At 59.4% G+C, this 20,427-nt stretch carries 20 protein-coding genes; 5 read left to right on the forward strand and 15 right to left on the reverse strand.

From position 1 onward, the window contains the following. Positions 1-97: 97 nt before the first annotated feature. From VEZ52_RS05355 to VEZ52_RS05390, 8 genes are all read right to left on the reverse strand, one after another. Complete coding sequence (locus VEZ52_RS05355; protein WP_324835869.1) at positions 98-670, reverse strand: hypothetical protein; 573 nt, start codon at positions 668-670, stop codon at positions 98-100. A gap of 13 nt (positions 671-683) precedes the next feature. Next, positions 684-809 carry a hypothetical protein gene (locus VEZ52_RS05360; protein ID WP_324835870.1) on the reverse strand — a complete coding sequence of 42 codons (126 nt, stop codon included), beginning with the start codon at positions 807-809 and terminating at the stop codon, positions 684-686. A gap of 13 nt (positions 810-822) precedes the next feature. Then, positions 823-2,001, reverse strand: a complete 1,179-nt coding sequence (nrfD, locus tag VEZ52_RS05365) for an NrfD/PsrC family molybdoenzyme membrane anchor subunit (protein WP_324835871.1) — start codon at positions 1,999-2,001, stop codon at positions 823-825. Beyond that, entirely contained in the window at positions 1,995-3,008 is a 1,014-nt protein-coding gene (gene hmcB, locus VEZ52_RS05370) for a sulfate respiration complex iron-sulfur protein HmcB (protein ID WP_324835872.1), read from the reverse strand. The genes nrfD and hmcB overlap by 7 nt, the downstream gene beginning before the upstream one ends. A 96-nt stretch (positions 3,009-3,104) precedes the next feature. Next, positions 3,105-4,133 (reverse strand): hypothetical protein, encoded by a 1,029-nt coding sequence (locus tag VEZ52_RS05375; RefSeq protein ID WP_324835873.1) that lies wholly within the window; start codon positions 4,131-4,133, stop codon positions 3,105-3,107. A 13-nt stretch (positions 4,134-4,146) separates the two neighbouring features. Then, positions 4,147-6,255, reverse strand: coding sequence for an aldehyde ferredoxin oxidoreductase (locus VEZ52_RS05380; RefSeq protein WP_324835874.1), 2,109 nt, complete (start codon positions 6,253-6,255; stop codon positions 4,147-4,149). Positions 6,256-6,336: 81 nt separating this feature from the next. Continuing rightward, positions 6,337-7,104: a 4Fe-4S dicluster domain-containing protein gene (locus tag VEZ52_RS05385; protein WP_240824696.1), complete on the reverse strand. Its 768-nt coding sequence runs from the start codon at positions 7,102-7,104 to the stop codon at positions 6,337-6,339. Positions 7,105-7,135: 31 nt separating this feature from the next. Next, positions 7,136-8,026: a formate dehydrogenase accessory sulfurtransferase FdhD gene (locus tag VEZ52_RS05390; protein ID WP_324835875.1), complete on the reverse strand. Its 891-nt coding sequence runs from the start codon at positions 8,024-8,026 to the stop codon at positions 7,136-7,138. Between the two features lie 565 nt (positions 8,027-8,591). Here VEZ52_RS05390 and VEZ52_RS05395 point away from each other — a divergent pair. The 3 genes from VEZ52_RS05395 (at position 8,592) to VEZ52_RS05405 (ending at position 11,571) form a co-directional block, all read left to right on the forward strand. Then, positions 8,592-9,881, forward strand: coding sequence for a molybdopterin molybdotransferase MoeA (locus VEZ52_RS05395; RefSeq protein ID WP_324835876.1), 1,290 nt, complete (start codon positions 8,592-8,594; stop codon positions 9,879-9,881). Positions 9,882-9,972: 91 nt separating this feature from the next. Continuing rightward, complete coding sequence (locus tag VEZ52_RS05400) at positions 9,973-10,860, forward strand: AraC family transcriptional regulator (RefSeq protein WP_324835877.1); 888 nt, start codon at positions 9,973-9,975, stop codon at positions 10,858-10,860. A 27-nt stretch (positions 10,861-10,887) separates the two neighbouring features. Continuing rightward, positions 10,888-11,571 carry a LysE family translocator gene (locus VEZ52_RS05405; RefSeq protein WP_324835878.1) on the forward strand — a complete coding sequence of 228 codons (684 nt, stop codon included), beginning with the start codon at positions 10,888-10,890 and terminating at the stop codon, positions 11,569-11,571. A 119-nt stretch (positions 11,572-11,690) separates the two neighbouring features. On the opposite strand, the gene VEZ52_RS05410 is transcribed toward VEZ52_RS05405, so the two are convergent. Then, positions 11,691-12,095, reverse strand: coding sequence for a helix-turn-helix domain-containing protein (locus VEZ52_RS05410; protein ID WP_324835879.1), 405 nt, complete (start codon positions 12,093-12,095; stop codon positions 11,691-11,693). Positions 12,096-12,231: 136 nt separating this feature from the next. Here VEZ52_RS05410 and VEZ52_RS05415 point away from each other — a divergent pair, with 136 nt between their 5' ends. Both VEZ52_RS05415 and VEZ52_RS05420 read left to right on the forward strand, forming a co-directional pair. After that, positions 12,232-12,840 (forward strand): NAD(P)-dependent oxidoreductase, encoded by a 609-nt coding sequence (locus VEZ52_RS05415; protein WP_324835880.1) that lies wholly within the window; start codon positions 12,232-12,234, stop codon positions 12,838-12,840. Positions 12,841-12,864: 24 nt separating this feature from the next. Then, entirely contained in the window at positions 12,865-13,332 is a 468-nt protein-coding gene (locus VEZ52_RS05420; protein WP_324835881.1) for a nuclear transport factor 2 family protein, read from the forward strand. 120 nt (positions 13,333-13,452) lie between these two features. Here VEZ52_RS05420 and VEZ52_RS05425 read toward each other — a convergent pair whose 3' ends face one another. The 6 genes from VEZ52_RS05425 to VEZ52_RS05450 all read right to left on the reverse strand — a co-directional run bounded on the left by VEZ52_RS05425 (position 13,453) and on the right by VEZ52_RS05450 (position 20,330). Continuing rightward, complete coding sequence (locus VEZ52_RS05425) at positions 13,453-15,060, reverse strand: DUF4139 domain-containing protein (protein WP_324835882.1); 1,608 nt, start codon at positions 15,058-15,060, stop codon at positions 13,453-13,455. A 68-nt stretch (positions 15,061-15,128) separates the two neighbouring features. Further along, positions 15,129-16,811, reverse strand: coding sequence for an energy-dependent translational throttle protein EttA (gene ettA / locus VEZ52_RS05430; protein ID WP_291442309.1), 1,683 nt, complete (start codon positions 16,809-16,811; stop codon positions 15,129-15,131). A 489-nt stretch (positions 16,812-17,300) separates the two neighbouring features. Next, positions 17,301-18,575, reverse strand: coding sequence for a serine dehydratase subunit alpha family protein (locus tag VEZ52_RS05435; RefSeq protein ID WP_324835883.1), 1,275 nt, complete (start codon positions 18,573-18,575; stop codon positions 17,301-17,303). 116 nt (positions 18,576-18,691) lie between these two features. Beyond that, on the reverse strand, positions 18,692-19,012 hold the full coding sequence (locus VEZ52_RS05440) for a thioredoxin family protein (protein WP_324835884.1): 321 nt from the start codon (positions 19,010-19,012) through the stop codon (positions 18,692-18,694). A 91-nt stretch (positions 19,013-19,103) separates the two neighbouring features. Beyond that, a complete protein-coding gene (locus tag VEZ52_RS05445) occupies positions 19,104-20,018 on the reverse strand; it encodes an NAD(P)/FAD-dependent oxidoreductase (RefSeq protein WP_324835885.1) in 915 nt (304 codons plus the stop codon). Between the two features lie 126 nt (positions 20,019-20,144). After that, complete coding sequence (locus VEZ52_RS05450; RefSeq protein WP_192111416.1) at positions 20,145-20,330, reverse strand: hypothetical protein; 186 nt, start codon at positions 20,328-20,330, stop codon at positions 20,145-20,147. Positions 20,331-20,427: the final 97 nt, after the last annotated feature.

Raw genomic sequence — 20,427 nt, forward strand, 5'->3', positions numbered from 1 at the left:
CTGGCAGCCACAAACCGCATGGCGCAAGCAGAAACGAGGGCTGTACTACATATGGTTCGCATTAACTCCCCCTTGGGGACTTTGATCAGAAAAACCATCAGCGCAGCAACCGTGCAAACTGGCAACGGGGCGCACACCACAAAAAAACATGCCCGGCAACAAGGTGCAGCAAGAGCCAGAATCCATACCCCGGTATGCCCGAGCGGGCAAGCAGGCCCGAGAACGGCAGCAGCACCAACAGGGCCATAAGCCGCCAGTCCGCCTTGGTGGCGGCGGCGCGCAGGTCGGCCAGCAGAAGATGACGCAACGGCAGGGCCAGCGCCCCAAGCGTCAACAGCACAGCAAGGCCGTCCGCCCAGCGAAAGGCCATGCCCGGCCAGTCAAAACCAAGGCCGCGCCCGATAAGCACCGCATGGCCAGGGGCAAACAGCACCACCACCAGAGCCATAAACAGCAGCCAGAAAATGGCGTCGTTGACCAGCACGCGCACAGGCCACTGCCCGCGCAACAGATCAAGCGGCACAAGGCGGGCGCGCCAGCGGGCCGCGAAATCCCCGGGCTTGCAGCCGTTGGCCTTGCACTGGCGCAGGCGCATCACGCACCCGGCCAGACATCCCAGCAGGGATATGAGCAGCCCCCAGCCAGTAAGAAAGGATATCAGCGTTGTCATATCTTGCTCCAGCCTAATCCTTGCCGTTCAGAAAGAGGTAAAAGCCCAGCAGGCCGAACAGGGCAAAGCAGATGAAAATGAACATCCAGCCCGTGCCGGACATCAGGGATGCGTAAAACGAATAAAATACCGTCTGCATGGCGTCCTCCCTGTCAGGCTTCGGGTTTGTAGTCAGGGTGATCGCGCAATACGGGCATCTTGGCGCACGCAAAGCGGTACACCGTCACAAGGCCCACCAGCATGAACAGCGAAAGCGTGATCTCGCCCAGCGAGGGAAAATACTTGAGGTGGGTGGGCAGATTGTAGTTGTAGGCCACAAGGCTCACGTCCATGCGGTTGAGCATGACCCCGAATACAGACAGCCCCGCTGCAAGGCGGATCATGCAGTAGCGCCGCTCGCGCACGCCCACGGCAAACATGAAGGCAGGCACGATGACCAGAACCATCTCCAGCAGCCACAAGAGGCCGTAACCGCTGAACACGTACTTCCATCCGTTGTCGAGCGTGAGGCCGCCGATCTTGATGACAAAATAGCCCATCATTACCAGCGATGCGCCCCGCGCAAGGCTCAGGCTCACGCCGTCAAAGCTTTTGGCGTGGTTTTCGTCCATGTACTTGTGCATGCCAGCATGCGCCAGCGTACCTTCAAAAATCACCATACTCAGCCCGGCATAGAGGCTCGACACAAAGAAATACACGGGGAGCCATAACGAGTACCACAGGGGGTGCATCTTGGAGGGAACCATCACATACAGCCCGCCCAGAGAAGACTGGTGCAGGGTGGAGAGGATGATGCCCAACGCCACCAGCGGCATGATCAGTTTCATGAGCATGGCGCGCAGCTTGTTCCACCCCAGCCACTCGCAGGGGATCACAAACCACAGCACGGCCATGACGCAAAGGTAAAAGAACTCGCACACGCCCACGGTAAACAGGAGCGATGTGGTGCCCTGTGAAACAAAGACAGGATACGGCAGCCGCCAGGGCTGGCCCACGTCGTACAGCAGATCGGCAATAACAAAGGCGTAGCCGAAAAAGGCCGTGGTCAGCGCGGGCCGCCACATGGAACGCAGATTGTTGAAGCCGAAGATGTAGTAGCCCGCCGCCAGCGTAAAGCCGCCAGCAGCAAGGGCCACGCCGCACAAGAGGTCAAAGCCGATCCACAGACCCCAGGGATAATAATCGTCCAGGTTGGTGACCGCGCCGATGCCCCAGCCAAAGCGCATGACCGTGGCCACAGCCCCGCAGAACAATATGACGGCGGTGATGATGTTGCCCGGCGTGTTGAGCAGGCCAAGCGTATTTTTCAGCAGTTCCGAAGGCTTCAGCATTGTCCGCCTCCCTGGCCCTTTTCAGGATTATGGTCAGCGGGCTTGCAGCCGCAGGCTTGCGCGCTGTCTTCTGCATGAGCAGCATCAGCGCAACTCTGGCCTTTTGCCTGCTGCGCACCCTCGCAACGGGCCTGCTCCACCATTTTTTTGTAATGCTTGCTCATGGAATACGCGCCGCCCAGAATCACCGGCCATATACCGGCAATAACGGCAATGGAGCCAAGCATGCCGCGTGTAAGTTCCGGCGCGGAAACAGCGGGCACATCCGGCTGCCCCAGTTCGGCATGCGGCACAGGCGAGAGGTAGAGCCAGTTTGTGCCGCCCATCTCGTGTTCGCCATAGATGTGGTCTTCGTACATGCCGGGATTGTCCATGATGCGGCGGCGGGCCAGTTTGACAAGGTCGCTGCGCCGCCCAAAGACCAGAGCCTCCTTGGGACAGGCCTCCACGCAGCCGGGCAACAGCCCCTGCTTGAGGCGCGGAGCGCACATGGTGCACTTGTACACCAGCGGATTCCAGGCGTTGTTGTAGTCGTAGGCTGGCACGTAGAAAGGACAGGCCATCATGCAGTAGCGGCACCCCACGCAGAGCTTGGGATTGTACACTACCGGGCCTTCCTCTGTTTTTACAAAGGCTTTGACAAAACAGGCCGAAGCGCAGGCTGGTTCCTGGCAATGATTGCACTGCAACTTGCGGAACACGGGGGCATGCCCTTCCGGCTGATATTTGTTGACCACAGTATAGGCCTTGAAGGTCGGCCTGCGGGTCTGCTCAAATACCGAGCTGTCGTCAACGGGCTTTTCCAGAGGCGGCAGCACGTCGGCATTGACCTTCTGGCAGCCTTCCTCGCATTTGCGGCAGCCGATGCAGCGCACTGAATCGTGCAGCACGCCCACGGCATCGGGGCTGCCGTCATAGGCAAAGGGGGCTGCTCCGGCAGCGCCGGGAAGCGCTGCTCCGGCCACGCCGCCGAGGCCCAATATTTTCAAAAACTGTCTGCGCCGCATGGCGATCCTCCCCTGCTTGCGCATTGCATCATTTCATGCCCCATGTCTGCCGTGGGGCAAGCCGCCAAGGCGGCGCCGTAAACACGCCCCTGCGGCCTATGGGCTGGCAATGGCCCCCACGTCCTCTTTTTCCGCCAGAAAGGCGGCGTAATCCTCATCGAGGTAGCGGGTGGAATACAGATACACCGTGCCCACGGAGCTTTCCGTAAACTTGATGTCCTCATATTCCGCGGTTTCCGCCATATCGCGCAGGCACTGCTGCAAGGCTTCGGCCTCAAAAAGAAAAGGCGGGTATTCAAATATCTCAAGGGGCACAGGCCGGGGGTAGTCGCGCGAGCTGTCGCGCACCACGCTGGCGACCTGCACCATCCGATTGTTGGCTGTGGAAAGAATACCTGCATACAGGCTGCTCATCTGCGGCTTGTAATGATAGTATTCCTTGCTGTCCCAGGCGGTAAAAGCCGCCACGTCTTCGCTTTCGGCCAGCAGCTCGGCCAGCAGGGCCGCCGCGTATTCGCGCTCCACCACACGGGGAGCGGTTGCGGCCTCTGCGGGTTCCGCTGCGGGTGCAGATTCCGTTGCCTGCGCCGGGTCAGCTCCTGGCTCGGCCAGCGCCTCTGCGGGATGCAGCAGCGAACTCAGCAACTGCCTGCGGCTCAACAGACGGCGGGTTTTGCGCAGGCCCGGCACTTCCGGGTCAGGGGCCGAGCCGGGCTGGGCCTTTTCCATGGCCTTGATGCGGGCCATATCTGCGGCCACGGTCTGCGAATCCGGCCCTTCAAAACGCGGGTCGGGCAAAGCTTCCAGCTCCTGACGCACCTGGGCAACGGTAACGGGCGGCGCTTGCACCGCGCGTTCCATAAAGGCGTCCAACAGTTCATCGGCGGTCACAAGACGTTCGTCACTGCTGAAGTCGGCCAGTGTTTCCACCAGCAGAACCTTGTCGGCCTTGCGCTGATCCACCAGTCGGCGACCTTCGTCCTCTTCCACCGGGACGGCTGCGCCGGACTGCCCTGTCTCCGGGGCGGCTGCGCCGATCCGTTCTGATTCCGGGGCGGCTCCGCCGCCCCCGGCAAGGGGGGCGGCAGTCTGTGTCTGATTCTGGGCCTGATTCTGATCGTTCATAGGCTCTCCAAGGTTACGCGCCGGGAACCAGCTTTTCCTTGGTCATGGTATCGGCCACGTCATTGAGGCCCAGCGAACGGTAATGGTTCGCGCCGGGCAGGCCGGATTTCACATCCCAGCCCTGCACTTCGTAGAACAGGTCGAGGCTCTTTTCGATATCGGCCTTGTCCATGCGGATGGTGCCCTTGGTGAAGGGAGCCTTGTTCTTTTTGTCTTCAAACAGCCAGTTGGGGTACTGGTCGTGCTTTTTGCGCATGTCCACAGTCTGCATCTGGCGCGCGGTATAGGCGCGGTGCAGGTTAAAGGCGCGCTCTGCGCAACGGTCCAGTTCCTTGACGTCCAGGTTGTGGCCGGTGAGAACGCGGTAGTATTTGCTCTCAAGGCTGTTGTCGCCCATGTAGCCATCCTGCTTGTTGGGGGTGGAGATCCACGGCCCCATCCAGTTGCAGAACGAAAGCATGTCGTGCAGTTCCTTGCGCTCGATGGACCACTTGGCGCGGATCATCTTGTACTTGTTGGTGGGCTTGTAATCGCCGATGGCGTCCACCGCGTCGGCAGATCCCCAGAAGTGCTCGGCAAGGCGCTTTTGCACATCAATGGGCAGGCCGCTGCGCACAAAGTTGCAGTTGGAGTGGCACATGGGATCGCGGTTGTACTGGGTGTTGATGACGCACCCGGCCTGACCATCGTCCTCGTTGGCGTGATGCTTGGGATGCCCCATCTTCCAGTAGACGGTGCGGTGGTCGTCCTTCCACTTTTCTTCGGGGATGCCCATTTTTTCAAGCATGTAGCCGGTGCCCATGCCCAGAAGCTGACCGAACTCGCCCTCTTTGTAGGCAATGCGATGCACGGCTGTCTTGATGAATTCAGGATTGCAGGCGTCCACCATTTCCCAGGGTATGGACTTGTATTCGTCCGCGCCGAGCTTCTGCTTCCAGATGCCGTCTTCGTACATGTTGCTGAAATCGCGGAACAGCTGGCCGTAGTTTTCCCACACGCCCAGATCGTCCATGAGTTCAATGCCCACAAAGCCGGCCTGACGCGCCAGATCGCTCTTTTTGCGCGAAAGCTTGGGGAACCACTCGCGCCCGCCAAACATGCCCACGCAGGTATTGAACTGAATGGGGCTGACGCCGAACTTGGCCGCCGTGTCTTCGTCCTTCATCACTGTATAGCAGCGGATGGGGCAGGAGAAACAGCCGTTATTGCGCACGGTGTACTGCCACACGTTGTCGCCCAGAAAATAGGCGGCATTGTTGGTGCGGTACGAAATGCGGTTGAGCGAACGCACATCGTTTGTAAGGGTAACGGGGGCTTCAGATGCGCCCCAGCGTTTGCCCGGCGCGCCCACCCAGCGGGAACCGGCATCCCAGTACTCAAAAAGCGGGCTGGGGAAGCTGGGAACCACGTGCTGGTTGTTGGCGCCGATAATGGTGCGGTGGTAGTTGATGAGCTTTTCCCAGTCGGCCTTGTCGCCCGCGATATGCACGGGCTGGCTGCCCTGAAGGGCAATGGCCTTGAGCATCTTGGAGCCCATGACGGCCCCGATGCCGCAGCCTGCGGTGTGAGCCCGGCTGTTGACCACCACGGAATAGGGAACCAGATTTTCACCGGCAGGCCCGATGGCTGCAACGGTACCGTCGGCCCCCACTTCTTCGCTGATAACGCGGGTGGTGCGGCGGGTGCCCTGGCCCCACACGTGGCTGGCGTCCTTGAGCCATGCCTTGCCATCGCGCACATGCAACCACACGGGGCGCTCGGCCTTGCCCTCAATAATGAGGAAATCATAGCCCGCGTATTTCAGGTGCTCGGCAAAGTTGCCGCCCATGTGACCGGAACCGATGAGGTGCTGCGGCCACGAAACAGGCATGATGGTGGTAACAGCGGTACGCCCGCTGCACAAAGCGCCCGTGCCGGCCAGCGGCCCCACGGCAAAAACTATCTTGTTGGCTTCGTCATAAGCCTTGGTCTTGGGCGGGACTTCGTCCCAAAAAACCTTATAGCCAAGGCCCGTGCCGCCAATGAGGTCAAGATATTGATAGGTGTCTTCAACAGTGATGCGGCCCGTACTCAGATTGACCCGCAGGCCCTTGCCCTGATAACCGCCAAATTTCCTTGCCATAAATTCCTCCGGCTCGCTGATGGAGCGTACTTCCTGTGAATGCCCGTTGCGCCTCGCTCTGCAAGGTGCAATGGGTGCGCGCTACTGCTCGTATTTGAGGTTACGCGGCCCGCCGGGCGATTCCACATGGCAGGCGTTGCAGGCGGCGCGGCGGTCATCGGGCACCATAAGAGAGAACGAACCGCGCGTGGTGGCCTCGCGGGTGCGGTCGCTCCACGGCACATAGCGCAGGGCGGCTGCCGGGCAGGCATCCACGCACTTGGGCGCGCCATTGCACAAAAAGCACTTGTCGGCCTTGCCCTGCTCTTCATCAAAGGTCATCACGCCCCAGGGGCAGGCCTTCTGGCACAGGCGGCAGCCCACGCAGCGGTCTTTAAGCACCATGCGCGTGCCCGTGCCCTTTTGGGCGATGATGGCATTTTGCGGGCAGGCCGTGGCGCAGGGCACCGGGTGCGGGCACTGCTTGCAGGTATCCTGGATAACCAGCGAGCCTGAACCGTAAATACCCTTGGTGGTGTTTTCCAGCCCGCCCTCCGGCCCAAACATGGCATTGCGGCTTATTTTGATGCGCGCAAGTTTGGGGTCGGCCTTGCCGTCGTTGAATTCCGTACAGGCAAGCTCGCACCGCTGACAGCACACGCACAAGGTGGGGTCGCCCACGATCATGCCGGCTGCTTTTTCCATAATCACCAGTGGCGAGGCCTTCATGGTGGCCAGGGCCTCGGAAGCTTGCAGCGTGGCCAGTCCAAGGGCCGCACAGGAAGTTACCTTGATGAATCCACGGCGCGAAAGGTTTTCGAGCAGCATATCTTCATCGGCACGTTTCAGTTTGCTCAGCATATCAGCCATACAGCGCTCCTTGTCATGATCGACAACGGCATCACGGCAGCACCAGCTGCCCGTTTTCATGATATATGTGCATGCTGCCGGACTTAACATTGCCCAGCAGAGTCAACCCGGTTGCGCGCGCCATGTCCACGGCGCGCGACATGGCGCGAGAAAGAGAGGCAAAAACCGGCACGCCGGCGCGCACGGCCTTTTGCGCGATTTCAGAGGCAATGCGCCCACTGCTGATAATCATATGATCAGCGGGATTCAGACCTTCCACAAGCATGTAGCCCACAAGGGTATCAATGGCGTTGTGGCGGCCAATATCAAGGCAATAAAAAACCATGCCCTGCCTGTTGAGCAGTGCTGCGTTGTGGCAGCCGCCAGTCTGGTGGAATACTTCGGAGCGTTCTTCCAGCTCCTGCGCGGCCCGCAGAATGACGCGCGGCTCCCAGCTGGGAACAGCCGCGCGCGGCATGCGGCGCAGTTTTTTGGCAGCCAGGGGAATGTTCCAGCCCATGGCCGAAGTGATGGTGAGCTTGGGGACGGCCTGCTCCGTGGAACCGGCCGCCTTGCTACAGCAGGCCCCGCGCAGCAGCACGTCCACCCGCACTTCTTCTGCCCCATCAGCAGGTGTTGCCCCTGAGGCGGCAACAGGCAATGGCGTTACGTCCACCCCGGCGAGATCATGCAGACTTTCAATAACACCGCAGGAATAGAGGAATCCCGGCACAAGATAGCGCAAATGTTGTCCTGAACAGGCCACGCGCACAAAGGGTACGCCGTTGACATGCATGGTCAGCGTCTGCTCACGGCACGACAAAAATACGGACGGCGCAACCTTGCCGTTGTTGTAGGTCAGGATATCGTAACTGCGCACCGTGGCCGGGGGAGAAGCCAGCGGCAGAACATCACCTGCAATTGTATTTTTAAGCAAAGCCATAGCACCCCTTCCTTTACTCTACAGAGCCGTCGTCTTTACGGAGGCGGCAATTCCCGACAATCCACAACGCCTGCCAGCGTGTGTCAGGCCTCAATGGCGGCCTGGGCTAAATCTGGGTTAAACATGACCAAGCCCGACCCGAAGCATCAGGTTAGCGTTTGATACAGATTTGTTCTTTTTTTCACATAATTCCCGCAATGAACAATGTGCTCTTTTCAATTCTGCCTGATATCTTGTATCATGGTAACAGGTGGAGAGAATAACCCTGAGCCGGATGTTGCCCGTAAACGGTGAGGGGGGATACCGCGTGGAAGACATTTGCGATCGCGCAACCATCTGACTCTACGCAACAATTACCTGACAACCTTCATGGTTTTTATTGTTTGCGTGAACAAAGCTTAGGTAATTCGCTTTGTGCAGTCAAGCCCATGTGTTATTTTTCACCATGCCAATAATTTTATAACATGCTAAAATATAATAATATTTACAATTTCATTGTAAATTAGTATGGTTACAAAAATAAAGAATCAGCTCCTGGAATGCACTCCACAAGGAAGGTCAAGGCGTGTCCCTGTATTTTTGCCTGCGGGAAACTGCGGATATTACCGCCTTTATTGCTGAGGCAAGCCCCTTACAGGCTGAGTCTGTGTCCGTAAGCGCTGCCCTTGGCAGAGTGCTTGTCGCAGATATGCACGCCCCCGTTCCCTGCCCCTCCACGCGCCGCTCCACACGCGATGGCTATGCGGTACGCGCGGCAGACGTTGCCGGGGCAAGCCCCGCAGCCCCGGTGTTGCTTCACTTGACGGGTGAAAGCCGCATGGGCAGACCCTGCGACGGCACGCTGCAAAAAGGCGAGGCATGGCGCGTCTACACGGGCAGCGCCTTGCCCGAAGGCGCTGACGCCGTGCTTATGCAGGAATTTGCGACGCTGGGGGATCAGTCGGCAGACTCAAAGGATGTTCCGCCAGTGGTGGCAGTTTCCGCCCCCTGCGCAGTGGAGGAAAATATCCTTGCGCCCGGTGCGGACATGCCTCAGGGCGCGCTGCTGGCACAGGCGGGAACGAGGCTTGGGGCGCACCACATGGCCCTGCTGGCGCAATTTTTCAAAGAGGTGCCGCTGCACCGCAAACCAGTGCTGGGCGTACTTTCCACTGGTGACGAGTTTTGCGGCTCTGACCCCCAGAACGGCTTTGTCGCCTGCCAGAGCAATACCAATGCCCTGCTTCTGGAAGGGCTCGCCGCCTCGCTGGACGCAAACTATCTGCACCTCGGCACTGCGCCGGACAATGTGCAGGCTCTGGGCCAGCACTTGCGCGCGGCCTTGCCCGGCGGCCCCACGCCTTGCGACGTTATTGTGGTTATTGGCGGCTCATCAGCCGGAAAGCGGGATTTCAGCGCCCAGGCCATAGCCGGGCTGCCGGGCTGCAACATCTGCGGGCATGACCAGCGGGTAAGCAGTGGCCGCCCTCTCACCCTTGCGAGAGTGGGGCAGACAGCCATCTGGGGTTTGCCGGGGCATTCACTCAGCCTTGCGCTGGCTGCGCAGGTTTTTCTGGCACCGCTACTGCAAAGACTCGCCGGGCAGCAGGCCTCGCCGCAGCATATGAACTTGCAACCAGTTGTGCTGGCGCGTCTTGGCCTTGCCCTGCCTGTGGAGGGAAACGCCCCCACCCACTACCCCGTGATGTTGCGGCGCGGCGATGGGCGCGTAACGGCCTGGCCCGTTGCCGCTGGCACTGGCAAAACCGCCGTGCTGCGCGACATGGACGGCTGGATAACCATGCCCGGCAACGAAGATATGCGCAGAGGCGGTTTGCGCCGTGGCGCAGCAGTGCGCGTGCGTCTCTTTGCCTGACCCCCTGCGCCTGCCCAGGGGGCACCCGCTTGCCATGCCGTATGGCTGTGACTACACTTGCAGGCACATCAACTGCAAACGGTGAAAAGCCATGCCTCCCCGCCCTTCAGCCCCACAACAAACCTTCATTTCGCCGGACAAGTATCCGTATCTTGAGGTGCGCACCACGCTGGAAAGTACCCAGCCCTACGCGGAGCATTTTCATTCGGCTTTTTCTTTTGGCCTTATTCTTGAAGGCGGCACGTGCTTTACGCTCATGGGGCAAGCGCATGAGGCGCTCAAGGGCGACATCGCCTTGATTGCCCCCGGCCTGCCGCATAGTTGCAATCCCCTGCACGGCAAGGCGCGCAGCTACCTTATGGCCTATTTTGACGCGGCATGGTTTGCGCGCAACATCTGCGGCCCCTTGAGCATTGCCAAAGCGTATGAAGTAACATTGCCCGTTGTGCGCGACCCTGCGCTTTTTCAGCAGGGGATTGCCGCCATGAAGGCTTTTTGCAACGGTGCGAATGATGCGGAAATGCGCTTTGCGGCTCTTTTTACGCAGCTTCAAAAGGGATACGGCTGCCTCGCCAACAGCGCGGCACCTGCTGGCAAAAAGACAGACTCCCCCCTTGCCGCCGCCAATATTCTGCTAACCGCCGACAGCGCATCAATGACAGATGGAAACGGCCCGCCTGACACAAATCACGCGCCAGTTACATCTTTGGCCCGCAGGGCTGGCTTGCGGCGCGAGAGCTTTTCGCGGGCATTCCGCCGCACGGCGGGCTTGCCGCCCAAGGCGTGGCTGCACTGCCTGCGGCTGGAAAAAGCCCGCGCCATGCTGCGTCAGGGCAAGAGCATTGCAGATGCGGCCCTTGCGGCAGGCTATGCCGATCAAAGCCATTTTCACCGCATGTTTGTAAAATTTTATTCCGTCACGCCCGGCTGCTATCAGCGGGGGCGGTCACATTCGTACAATACGCGCAAACAAAAATAGGGTGTGCTGTCCGCAAGGAGGCCACCCATGTCTGTTTCCACACTGATCCCCGCTGCTTTTCCTGCCCTTGCGCTGGTGCACTTTCTGGCCCTGCTCAGCCCCGGCCCGGATTTTTTCCTTATTATTGGGCATGCCGTGCGGCATCGGCTGCGCGGTTCGCTGTTCATCTGCCTTGGCATCTCCCTGGGCAATGCCCTGTATATCTGCCTGGCGGTTTCCGGCTGGTCGTTCATGCGGCAGATGCCCGCCCTGTATCGGGCGCTGGAGCTTGCTGGCGCGGCCTATCTGGCATGGCTGGGCTTTTTGCTGCTGCGGGCCAGCCGGGAGGCCGCCAACAGCAAGCCCACGCCAGACCAGCCTTCGCATAACCAGACAGGCAGTCTCGCAAGCGGGCATGCAAGCCCCCTTTCTCCCGGCAGACAACTGCTCACGGGGCTAGGCTCTGCCCTGCTCAACCCCAAGAACGCGGTATTTTACCTCACCCTCATGACTGTCATCCTCGGCCCCACCGCCACCCTGCCGCAACAGGCCTTTGCCGGAGCATGGATGACTCTGCTGGTCTTTGCTTGGGACGCAGCCCTTGCCGCAGCCATATCCCTGCCCGGCGCGCAACGGGCGCTGGAAAAGCGCATCCCGCTTATTGAAGGGCTGGCAGGGCTGACGCTTGCCAGTATTGCCCTCTGGCTGGCGCTACGGCCCCTGTTTTACTGAGCATGCTGGAAAAAGACAGAAAACCCGCGTCGTTGCAACGCGGGCTTTCATTGTATCACGTGGACATGTCGCTGGATGAAATATCTAGAGCGGGAAGGGGAGCCCGGCGCCATCAATCTTCAGCGAGGAGCATAGGGAGAGCCTGGATTGCTCTTTTCGGTGTGCATGGCCCGCGCATTGCAAATAGCCCGGTGGTTTACTGCCGCCCAGGTCACCAACTGCTTCATGGGCACAAGAAACGACTTCCCGAGATCATCCAGATTATATTCGACCCTTGGCGGCACTTCCGGGTAAACGGTTCGCTGAATGTACCCGTCCTGCTCAAGGTGCTTGAGCGTTTTTGACAGCATCTGTTTGGAGATATCGCCAAGTTCGCGGAGCAGTTCGCTGAACCGCAAGGTTCTACCTTCCAGCGCCTCAAGAATCAGCAGGCTCCACTGGTCGCCTATGCGATCAAGAACATCCCGGATTGGGCAAGGCTGTTCAAATTCGGTTGCAGTTGCCTGCGAGTCAGTCTCTTTCATAATTACCTCGCTGCCCATGGTCACATTTTGATGACCTGATAATCTTGCCGTGACTTCTTGCGCGCCTTCTCTTTTTACGTATACCCTAGTCGCAAACGTAGACCTTGTACCAAATCGAAACCATAAGGACAATATCATGAAAATCGCACTCATTGGAGCTTCAGGAAATGCAGGTTCACAGATACTTGCCGAGCTTTCCCGTCGCGGACATCAGATAACGGCCCTTGCCCGTCATCCGGAAAAAATCGCCCAGCTTCCAGGCGTTTCACCCGTAAAAGGAGATGTATACGATTCGGAAAACCTGCCCAAGCTGTTGCGTGGGCATGACGCTGTTGCAAGCGCAGTCTATTTTTCTGCGAGCGACCCGCAACTGCTTATCAATGCCGTACGTAGTGCTGGCGTTGCACGGTATATGGTAGTTGGCGGAGCTGGCAGTCTTGAAGTTGCGCCCGGCAAGCGATTGATAGATCAGCCCGACTTCCCGGAGGCATACAAGAAGGAAGCTTCGGGTGGAGCAAAATTTCTGCAACTCCTGCGCGAAACAACCGATCTGGAATGGACCTTCCTTTCACCGTCGGCCATGTTCATCCATGGTGAGCGCACCGGAATTTTTCGTCTGGGTGAAGACCAGTTGCTGACCAATGTCAATGGTTCAAGTATTTCCTTTGAAGACTATGCCATAGCATTTGTTGATGAACTGGAACATCCACAACACGTGCGCAAGCGTTTTACTGTGGGCTACTAATCCACTGATCGAACGGGAGACACCATGTTTCGCACCGTACTTATGGCGCTTCTGCTTGCCCTGACCGCACTCACCGGCGGGCAGGCCGTGGCGCAGGACACCCGGCGCGACCTCGCAACAGAGGAAGCCAACCTCAAGCTGGTCGTCAACTTTTACGAACAGTTCTTTAACAAACATGAGGTAGCCCGCGCTGCCGAGGTTGTCAGCGAAAACTACAAACAGCATAACCCTGAAGTGCCGGATGGCAAAAAGCCTTTTGTGGATTACTTCAGCCAGTTTTTTAAGGAAACGCCGCAGTCGAAGGCGCGCATAGTGCGCACTGCAACGTCTGGCGATCTGGTCTGGTTGCAGGTCCACTCCACCAATTCCCCCTCAGACAGGGGGCAGGCGGTTCTTGATATCTTCCGCGTCAAGAACGGTAAAATTGTGGAACACTGGGATATCATTCAAGACGTCCCAGCCCAATCTGCCAACGGAAACACCATGTTCTAGGGACAACCGTTCTTGTAGCCGAGAGCGCAGCAAGAGCAACCAACAGCCTGTTGCAGAGTAAAAGGCCCGCGTTATTGCTACGCGGGCCTTTATCGTTAGTAATTTTTGATGGATGTAACCCTAGGGCGCATCGGGATTCAGCTCAATCTCCACAGGCGAGGCGATGGTCAGCTCATGCTTGACCTCTGCCTTGCCGCCCGCAGGCGCATCAACAGTCCAGAACAGCAGATGCTCCTTGGCATCCTGCTGGGCCTGCGGCCTGTCGCGGTAGGTCACGGTAACGCCCTGATCCACCAGCATGGGCATGGGCCGTTCAAGACGCACGGTCACCGCCCTGTCGCGGGTGTTGCGCACGGTATACGTCCAGCCCCATGTCCAGGTACGGCTTTTGCCAATAAAGCCCTTTTCGCCGCGCTGACGCAGATCGGCAACGGCATTGACCTGCACGCGCGGGTCCGCGCCAAAGTAGAGCGTAACCTCGTTGCCCTTGGGGCGGAACTGCCCCATGCCAACGCTCTGCCCGTCCACGCTGAATTCGGCCTGTCCGTCAGGCCAGGCCTGCCCCTCGGGCAGGGTGTGGCGCGCCATGAGCCACACGCGGCTGTCGCCCACGGAGGGACGCGCCAGCCACTGCAAGGGAGCCTTCCATTCGTCCGCCAGCACCAGCAGTCGCGAGCGGCCTTCGGGCAAGCCCTTTTCGCCGGGCGTCCAGGCGGCATACATGCCGCTGGTGTCGGCTTCTACAGGTGCGGCAGGGGCCGGAGCAGCTTCGGGCATGGCGGCGTCCGCTGCCATCAGCATACGCGGTGCCGCCTTGGCTAGGGGCTGGGCCACGGGCTGAGGCTGCGAATCAATCACCCAGTGCGGCAAAGGCATGGGCTCACGCGGGCCTTGCCCACGGGAAACCAGGGTCAGGCGCGTGTCTGTCCAGTCCATGCCGGAAAACTGCCACACCTCGGCCATAAAGCGCACGCTCACGGCATCGCCCTTGCCCTTGTCGGGCTGCACGTCAAAAACATAGGCGGGCCGCCAGCCGCAATTGCGCAGCGTGTAACTGTAATGCACAGGCAGCGTTGTTGCGGATACCTGTTTTTGCAAGGTGATCAGTACGGTCTGCCCAAGCTCGGGGCTTGGCGGCAACTGCTGCAACTCCTGCTTCAGCAGGGCCAGACGGCGCTCCAGCTCGGCCTTTTCGTAGCTGAGGCCCGGCACAACTTCGGCCATGCGCTTTTCGCGCTGGGTCATGTCCTGAAAGCTGCCTTCGGCGGGCGCGCCCTCCCACAGGGCCAGTTGGGCCTTTACGGCATCAAGCTTGCCCGCAAGGGTCATCAGCGCGTGCTGGCGCTCCTCGCGCAGCTTGGCAAGATTGCCGCCCTGATCGAGCGTCTGTGGCAAAAAGGCCCAGCGCACGATGGTATGGCCCGGTATGGATACCTGAAAATTTTCGGCCCCGGCGGGCAGCACCACGCGCACCTGACTTGCGCCATCGGCGGAAACCACAGGCGCCTGCTGCTCCACCTCAAGCAACCCGCCGGAAGGCGTGAGGCGCGCGGCCTGCGGCGCTGCTGGCGTGTTGGGCAGGGGTGCGGCCAGAGCGCTCAAAGAAAACAATCCGCTCAAAAAGCAGAGGGTAAGAGCAAGCAAGGCAGGCCGCCCACTGGCAGATTTGCGGCAAATGCCAAGACCGGAAAGAAAAAAACGCAGGGGAGAAAGGACGGTGTACGACATTGGCCCTCCGGCGAAAACCGCCGCATACAAAGCCGCCGCGCCGCAAGATGCAGCGCGGCGGCGGGCGGCTAACGCGTCAGTTTGCGGTACTTGATGCGGTGCGGCGTGTCGGCATCTTTGCCGAGCCGCTTTTTACGGTCTTCTTCGTAGTCCGTATAGTTGCCTTCATAAAAGACCACGCTGGAATCGCCTTCAAAGGCCATGATGTGCGTGGCCACGCGGTCCAGGAACCAGCGGTCATGGCTGATAACCAGCACGCAACCGGCAAAGTTGTCCAGTGCGTCTTCAAGGGCGCGCATGGTGTTTACGTCAATATCGTTGGTGGGTTCGTCAAGCAGCAGCACGTTTGCGCCGGACTTGAGCATGCAGGCCAGATGTACGCGGTTGCGTTCACCGCCCGAAAGCACGTCCACCTTCTTCTGCTGGTCAGCGCCGTGGAAGTTGAAGCGCGTGCAGTAGGCGCGCGCGTTGACTTCGCGCCCGCCCAGCTTGATGACTTCAGCGCCGTCGCTGATGACCTCATACACGGTCTTGCCGGGCGTGAGCGATTCGCGGCCCTGGTCCACATAGGCAAACTGCACGGTTTCGCCCACCTTGAGCGTGCCTGTGTCGGGCTTTTCCTGCCCCACAAGCATCTTGAACAGGGTGGTCTTGCCCGCGCCGTTGGGGCCGATAATGCCCACAATGGCACCGGGGGGGATGATGGCGTTGACGTTTTCCATCAGTTCCCTGTCGCCCATGCCTTTGCTGACGCCCTCAAGCTCAAAGACGACCTTGCCCAGGCGCTGTCCCGGCGGAATGTAGATTTCCAGATCAGGCGCGCGCTTTTCACTCTCGTGCGAGAGCATGGCCTCGTAGGCGTTAAGGCGCGCCTTGCCCTTGGCGTGACGGCCCTTGGCCGACATGCGCACCCATTCCAGTTCGCGTTGCAGGGTCTTCTGGCGGTCGGCTTCGGTTCTTTCTTCGTTGGCAAGGCGCTTTTGTTTCTGCTCCAGCCACGAAGAATAGTTGCCCTTCCACGGAATGCCACGGCCACGGTCCAGTTCCAGAATCCAGCCCGCCACGTTGTCGAGGAAGTAGCGGTCATGGGTAACGGCAATGACAGTACCGGGGAAGGTGGAAAGGAAGCGTTCCAGCCAGGCCACCGACTCGGCGTCAAGGTGGTTGGTGGGTTCGTCAAGCAGCAGAATGTCGGGCGATTCCAGCAGCAGGCGGCACAGGGCCACGCGGCGGCGCTCGCCGCCCGAAATCTGGGCAACGGGCATGTCGCCGGGGGGGCAGCGCAGGGCGTCCATGGCCATTTCAAGACGCGAATCCAGATCCCAGACGTTCTTGGCGTCCATGAGTTCCTGCACTTCGGCCTGACGGGCAATGAGGGCGTCCATCTCGTCCGCTTCCATGGGCTCGGCGAACTTGGCGTTGATTTCTTCAAATTCGCGGGCAATGGCGGTGAGGTCGCTCACGCCGTCTTCAACCACTTCGCGCACGGTGCGGGTTTCGTCCTTGAGCGGCTCCTGTTCCAGGTAGCCGATGGTGTAGCCCGGGGCCAGCACGGTTTTGCCGTCAAAGGCCTGATCCACGCCTGCCAGAATGCGCAGCAGGCTGGATTTACCCGCGCCGTTCAGACCAAGCACGCCGATTTTGGCCCCGTAAAAGTACGAAAGAGAAATATCTTTCAGCACTTCCTTCTGGCCATGACGCTTGGTGACGCGGATCATGGAATAAATAATCTTGTCCGGTTCGTTGCTCATGATGCTCCTCAAAATTTGGTGACGCTTCCGGCCCTGCGGCGTTTGAGATAACGCGGGGCGAAGCGCGCGCCAAATGGGCGCGCTGGATTGATGACAAACCCGGCCATGCAGGCCAAGGGTTTGCGCCGCCAAAACGGCAGCTCCGTCAGGCGGATAAAACGGATGCCCTGTGCTGGCAGGCCGCAGATTTCTGCGGTTTGCCGCGCACAGCGTACAGAGAAAGCCTTTTGGTCAGACAGAGAGGCCCGCAGGCCCGTCAGACTCGTCAATGCACTGGGCGCTCGTGTAATATATGAGCCTATCTGTTAGCGGATTCTTTTTCAAGTGGCCTTGCGCTCCAGCAAAAGCGCACCTTGCGCAGAACTGCAAAACAGCCCCCCATCAGCCACAAAAGCAAGCGCGCCTGTCAGGCTCAAACCCGGCAGGCGCGGCAATGGCGCAGGCAAACAGAGCGCGGCTGTATATCAGACGCAAGCCCAAGCCCGCAGCCTAATCAATCATGATATGCAGCACTTCAATATCTGTTTCGCGCATGCCCTCGCGGGCCAAGCGGGAAACACTGCGGATGGTTTCTTCCACATCGCCTTTCACAATGCCCTCGCCCGCAGGAAAAACCTTGCCCTGCATGGAGAGATCGTGGGCAGTGATGGCGGCATCCACTGCGGATGAAATCTTGGCAGCGCACGAGCTTTTGGCGCCATCGCACACAATGCCCGACACATTGACCAGCGTATTGATGATGGTGTCGGCAATCTGCTGATAGCTGCCGCCGTGCATCCAGGTAATGGCCGCCCCGCTGCCGCAGGCTGCGCTGACAGCCCCGCAGTAGGCCGAAAGCCTGCCAATGCCCGACTTGTTGTGTATGGCCACAAGATTGCTGATGAGCAAGGCCCGGTAAAGCTTTTCGTCCGGCAGGCCCAGTTCGCGGGCGTATTCAATGACCGGCAGCGAAACTGTAATGCCCTGATTGCCGCTGCCGGAATTGATGATAACCGGCAGATCGCTGCCGCCCATGCGGGCATCCGATCCAGCGGCGGCCACCGCCGTGGCGCGGGTGCGTACATCGCTGCCGCGCGAATCAAGCAGTGAGCGACCAACCCCCATGGAATACTGGTGGCTCAGCCCTTCAACGGCAATATTGCTGTTGCACAGAATCTGCTTGTCCAGAATATCCCGCACATCGTCGATATTGCAGTTTTCGGCAAAATCAAGAATTCCGGCGATACTCATGAAAGCGCGGCTTTCTTCATGGCCCTGCACATCAGGCTTGTATTCCCCGCCCTCAAGAACCTTGCCGTTCTTTTCAATGCGCACCACGTTGGTGTGCTCCTCGGCAATTTCCACCACGGCGCTGCTTTCGCCAGCCACCGCTGTTACCAGAATGTGCAGGTTAACAATGCTTTTGAGCAGCTCCACAGTGCAGAATCCCGCCGCCGCAAGCTGACGGGCACGCTCTGCATCCGCCGGGGTAACCGGGGTGAGCACCTGCAACTGCAAATCGGGGTTGCCCCCCACCGCGCCGAGCGCGGCGGCAACGGCAATGCCCTTCTGCCCGCCGGAATTGGGCACGACAACGCTCTTGGCGTTCTTGATCATGTTCCCGCTGCAAGCCACTGTCAGGCGCTCGGGAAAGGTTCCGAGAACCTTTGTCGCCAGCGCTCCCGCAAAGGCAATGGCAATGGGTTCGGTGCAGCCCTGGGCCGGGATCAGCTCTTCGCGCAGGATTTCGAGATATTTTGCGTAAGTATCCATAGTATCCATCATGGTCATATGCGCCCAGTAAGCGAACGCAACTATGCCCCATGTCAGTTTGTATTGTCCTTGGTCTGCCTGCGGTCAGGGAAAAAACTCAGCCAGTACCGTTGCGCCGCCCTTTAAGGCTAGTTCAGCAGGGATTCCGCCTTGGCACGGATGTTTTCCACGCTCAGATCCTGATTTGCGACGCGGTCAACCAGTTCTCCATTCTTGTAGAACAGAAACACAGGCACGGTCATGATCTTGAGTTCGATGCAGAGCCTGCGGCTTCCTGCAATGGGTATCTTGCAGAACTTGACCCGGCCCTCAAAACTTTTTGCCAGTTCTTCCACTTCCGGCATCATGGCCACGCAAACGGAGCACTGCTCGCCCCAGAATTCCACAACTACCGGTTCGCTGCTTTGCAGCACTTCCTGTTCAAAACTGTCTCTGTCTATTGCAAGCATGGGAATCTCCTTGCCGATCTGCCGTACCGCAGACGGCGATTATTTTTACTGCACAGCCCAAGGCCACGCGGGCCCCAAGGCTGGAAATTTGCTAGCGGGATTGCAGCCAGTGATAGGCGGAAATGGCAGCCAGCGCACCGTCTGCCGCCGCCGTGACGATCTGGCGCAAAGGCGTGTCGCGCACGTCGCCCGCTGCAAAAACACCCGGAACAGATGTGCGCAGGTGGGCATCCGTAACCAGCCAGCCGCCATCCGTGCGCTGAAAACGCGTATCAAGAAATGCCGCATTGGGTTCTATGCCCACGCACACAAACACGCCCGCCACATCAAGGTCAGAGAATTCACCGCTGGCAGTGTTGCGGACAGTCAGACCTTCGACCATCCCGCCGCCGTTGATGCTTGCCACGGCGCTGTTCCAGACAGGGATGATTTTGTCATTGGCAAGGGCGCGGCCTGCAAGCACGCTGTCCGCCCTGAAGGCATCCCGCCGATGAACAATATATACCTTGCTGGCAAAGCCGGTCAGATACAGGGCTTCTTCCACCGCTGTATTGCCGCCGCCCACCACGGCCACGGCCTCGCCTTCATAAAAAGGCGCATCGCAAACAGCGCAGTAGCTCACTCCTGCCCCGGTCAGCGAGTCTTCACCGGGGCAGCCAAGCCGCCGATGGATAGCGCCGCTGGCAATGATGACGGCTTGCGCCGCATAGTCGCCCTTGGTGGTGTGGATAATCTGGCGGTCGCCCTGCCCTTCCAGCCCGAGCACGTCGCCTCTGGCAAAGGTGCAGCCCAGATGCCCGGCATGCTCGCGAAAGGATTTGTCCAGTTCCGGTCCGCTCACATTGGGCAGGCCGGGCCAGTTTTCCACATCAAGCGTATTGCATATCTGGCTGCCGCCATTACCGCTTTCCAGCAGCAGCACATTGAGGCCCGCCCGGCGGGCGTATATGCCTGCACTGGCTCCGGCAGGGCCTGCACCGATAATGACAAGTTCATGCTCCTGCATGGTATCCGCCAAATTTTGGTTTTTCGGGGCGCGCTCCCCCTGCCGCTGCGGTTTCCCGCAGCGGATATCCGGCAAATCCATTGCGCCGGAAGGGGTGCGCCCCAATTAAATGAAGAGTGTATGCGCCTACAGTTTGGCGCAGGTTACCTGCTGGCCGCTGGCGGGCGCTGGCGAGCCGGATGCAGACTTGCCGCCCGAAGTGATGGGCTTTTTGCAATGGGGGCAAAGAACCGTGCCGCGCACCTGCGAGGGGCGCAGAAAACGGTGAGATACCTTGTTGCAGTGTTCGCAGGTAAAGGTAAGAAAAGGCATGATCTTTCTCCAGAAATTTATTGTTCCAGCAGTCCCATGACTACCATCTCAACCTGAACCAGCACCTTGGCGCCATCGGCCATGCCGCCCCCAAAAA

This window comes from Desulfovibrio sp., assembly GCF_035644575.1.
Taxonomy (GTDB): Bacteria; Desulfobacterota; Desulfovibrionia; order Desulfovibrionales; family Desulfovibrionaceae; genus Desulfovibrio.

What these genes read in the sequence shown, in the direction of transcription:
- VEZ52_RS05385 (WP_240824696.1), bottom strand. Translation starts at nt 7,104, where the DNA reads ATGGCTGATATGCTGAGCAAACTGAAACGTGCCGATGAAGATATGCTG.
- VEZ52_RS05375 (WP_324835873.1), bottom strand. Translation starts at nt 4,133, where the DNA reads ATGAACGATCAGAATCAGGCCCAGAATCAGACACAGACTGCCGCCCCC.
- VEZ52_RS05380 (WP_324835874.1), bottom strand. Translation starts at nt 6,255, where the DNA reads ATGGCAAGGAAATTTGGCGGTTATCAGGGCAAGGGCCTGCGGGTCAAT.
- VEZ52_RS05405 (WP_324835878.1), top strand. Translation starts at nt 10,888, where the DNA reads ATGTCTGTTTCCACACTGATCCCCGCTGCTTTTCCTGCCCTTGCGCTG.
- VEZ52_RS05400 (WP_324835877.1), top strand. Translation starts at nt 9,973, where the DNA reads ATGCCTCCCCGCCCTTCAGCCCCACAACAAACCTTCATTTCGCCGGAC.
- VEZ52_RS05450 (WP_192111416.1), bottom strand. Translation starts at nt 20,330, where the DNA reads ATGCCTTTTCTTACCTTTACCTGCGAACACTGCAACAAGGTATCTCAC.
- VEZ52_RS05415 (WP_324835880.1), top strand. Translation starts at nt 12,232, where the DNA reads ATGAAAATCGCACTCATTGGAGCTTCAGGAAATGCAGGTTCACAGATA.
- VEZ52_RS05390 (WP_324835875.1), bottom strand. Translation starts at nt 8,026, where the DNA reads ATGGCTTTGCTTAAAAATACAATTGCAGGTGATGTTCTGCCGCTGGCT.
- ettA (WP_291442309.1), bottom strand. Translation starts at nt 16,811, where the DNA reads ATGAGCAACGAACCGGACAAGATTATTTATTCCATGATCCGCGTCACC.
- VEZ52_RS05440 (WP_324835884.1), bottom strand. Translation starts at nt 19,012, where the DNA reads ATGCTTGCAATAGACAGAGACAGTTTTGAACAGGAAGTGCTGCAAAGC.
- hmcB (WP_324835872.1), bottom strand. Translation starts at nt 3,008, where the DNA reads ATGCGGCGCAGACAGTTTTTGAAAATATTGGGCCTCGGCGGCGTGGCC.
- VEZ52_RS05425 (WP_324835882.1), bottom strand. Translation starts at nt 15,060, where the DNA reads ATGTCGTACACCGTCCTTTCTCCCCTGCGTTTTTTTCTTTCCGGTCTT.
- VEZ52_RS05410 (WP_324835879.1), bottom strand. Translation starts at nt 12,095, where the DNA reads ATGAAAGAGACTGACTCGCAGGCAACTGCAACCGAATTTGAACAGCCT.
- VEZ52_RS05420 (WP_324835881.1), top strand. Translation starts at nt 12,865, where the DNA reads ATGTTTCGCACCGTACTTATGGCGCTTCTGCTTGCCCTGACCGCACTC.
- VEZ52_RS05445 (WP_324835885.1), bottom strand. Translation starts at nt 20,018, where the DNA reads ATGCAGGAGCATGAACTTGTCATTATCGGTGCAGGCCCTGCCGGAGCC.
- nrfD (WP_324835871.1), bottom strand. Translation starts at nt 2,001, where the DNA reads ATGCTGAAGCCTTCGGAACTGCTGAAAAATACGCTTGGCCTGCTCAAC.
- VEZ52_RS05435 (WP_324835883.1), bottom strand. Translation starts at nt 18,575, where the DNA reads ATGATGGATACTATGGATACTTACGCAAAATATCTCGAAATCCTGCGC.
- VEZ52_RS05360 (WP_324835870.1), bottom strand. Translation starts at nt 809, where the DNA reads ATGCAGACGGTATTTTATTCGTTTTACGCATCCCTGATGTCCGGCACG.
- VEZ52_RS05355 (WP_324835869.1), bottom strand. Translation starts at nt 670, where the DNA reads ATGACAACGCTGATATCCTTTCTTACTGGCTGGGGGCTGCTCATATCC.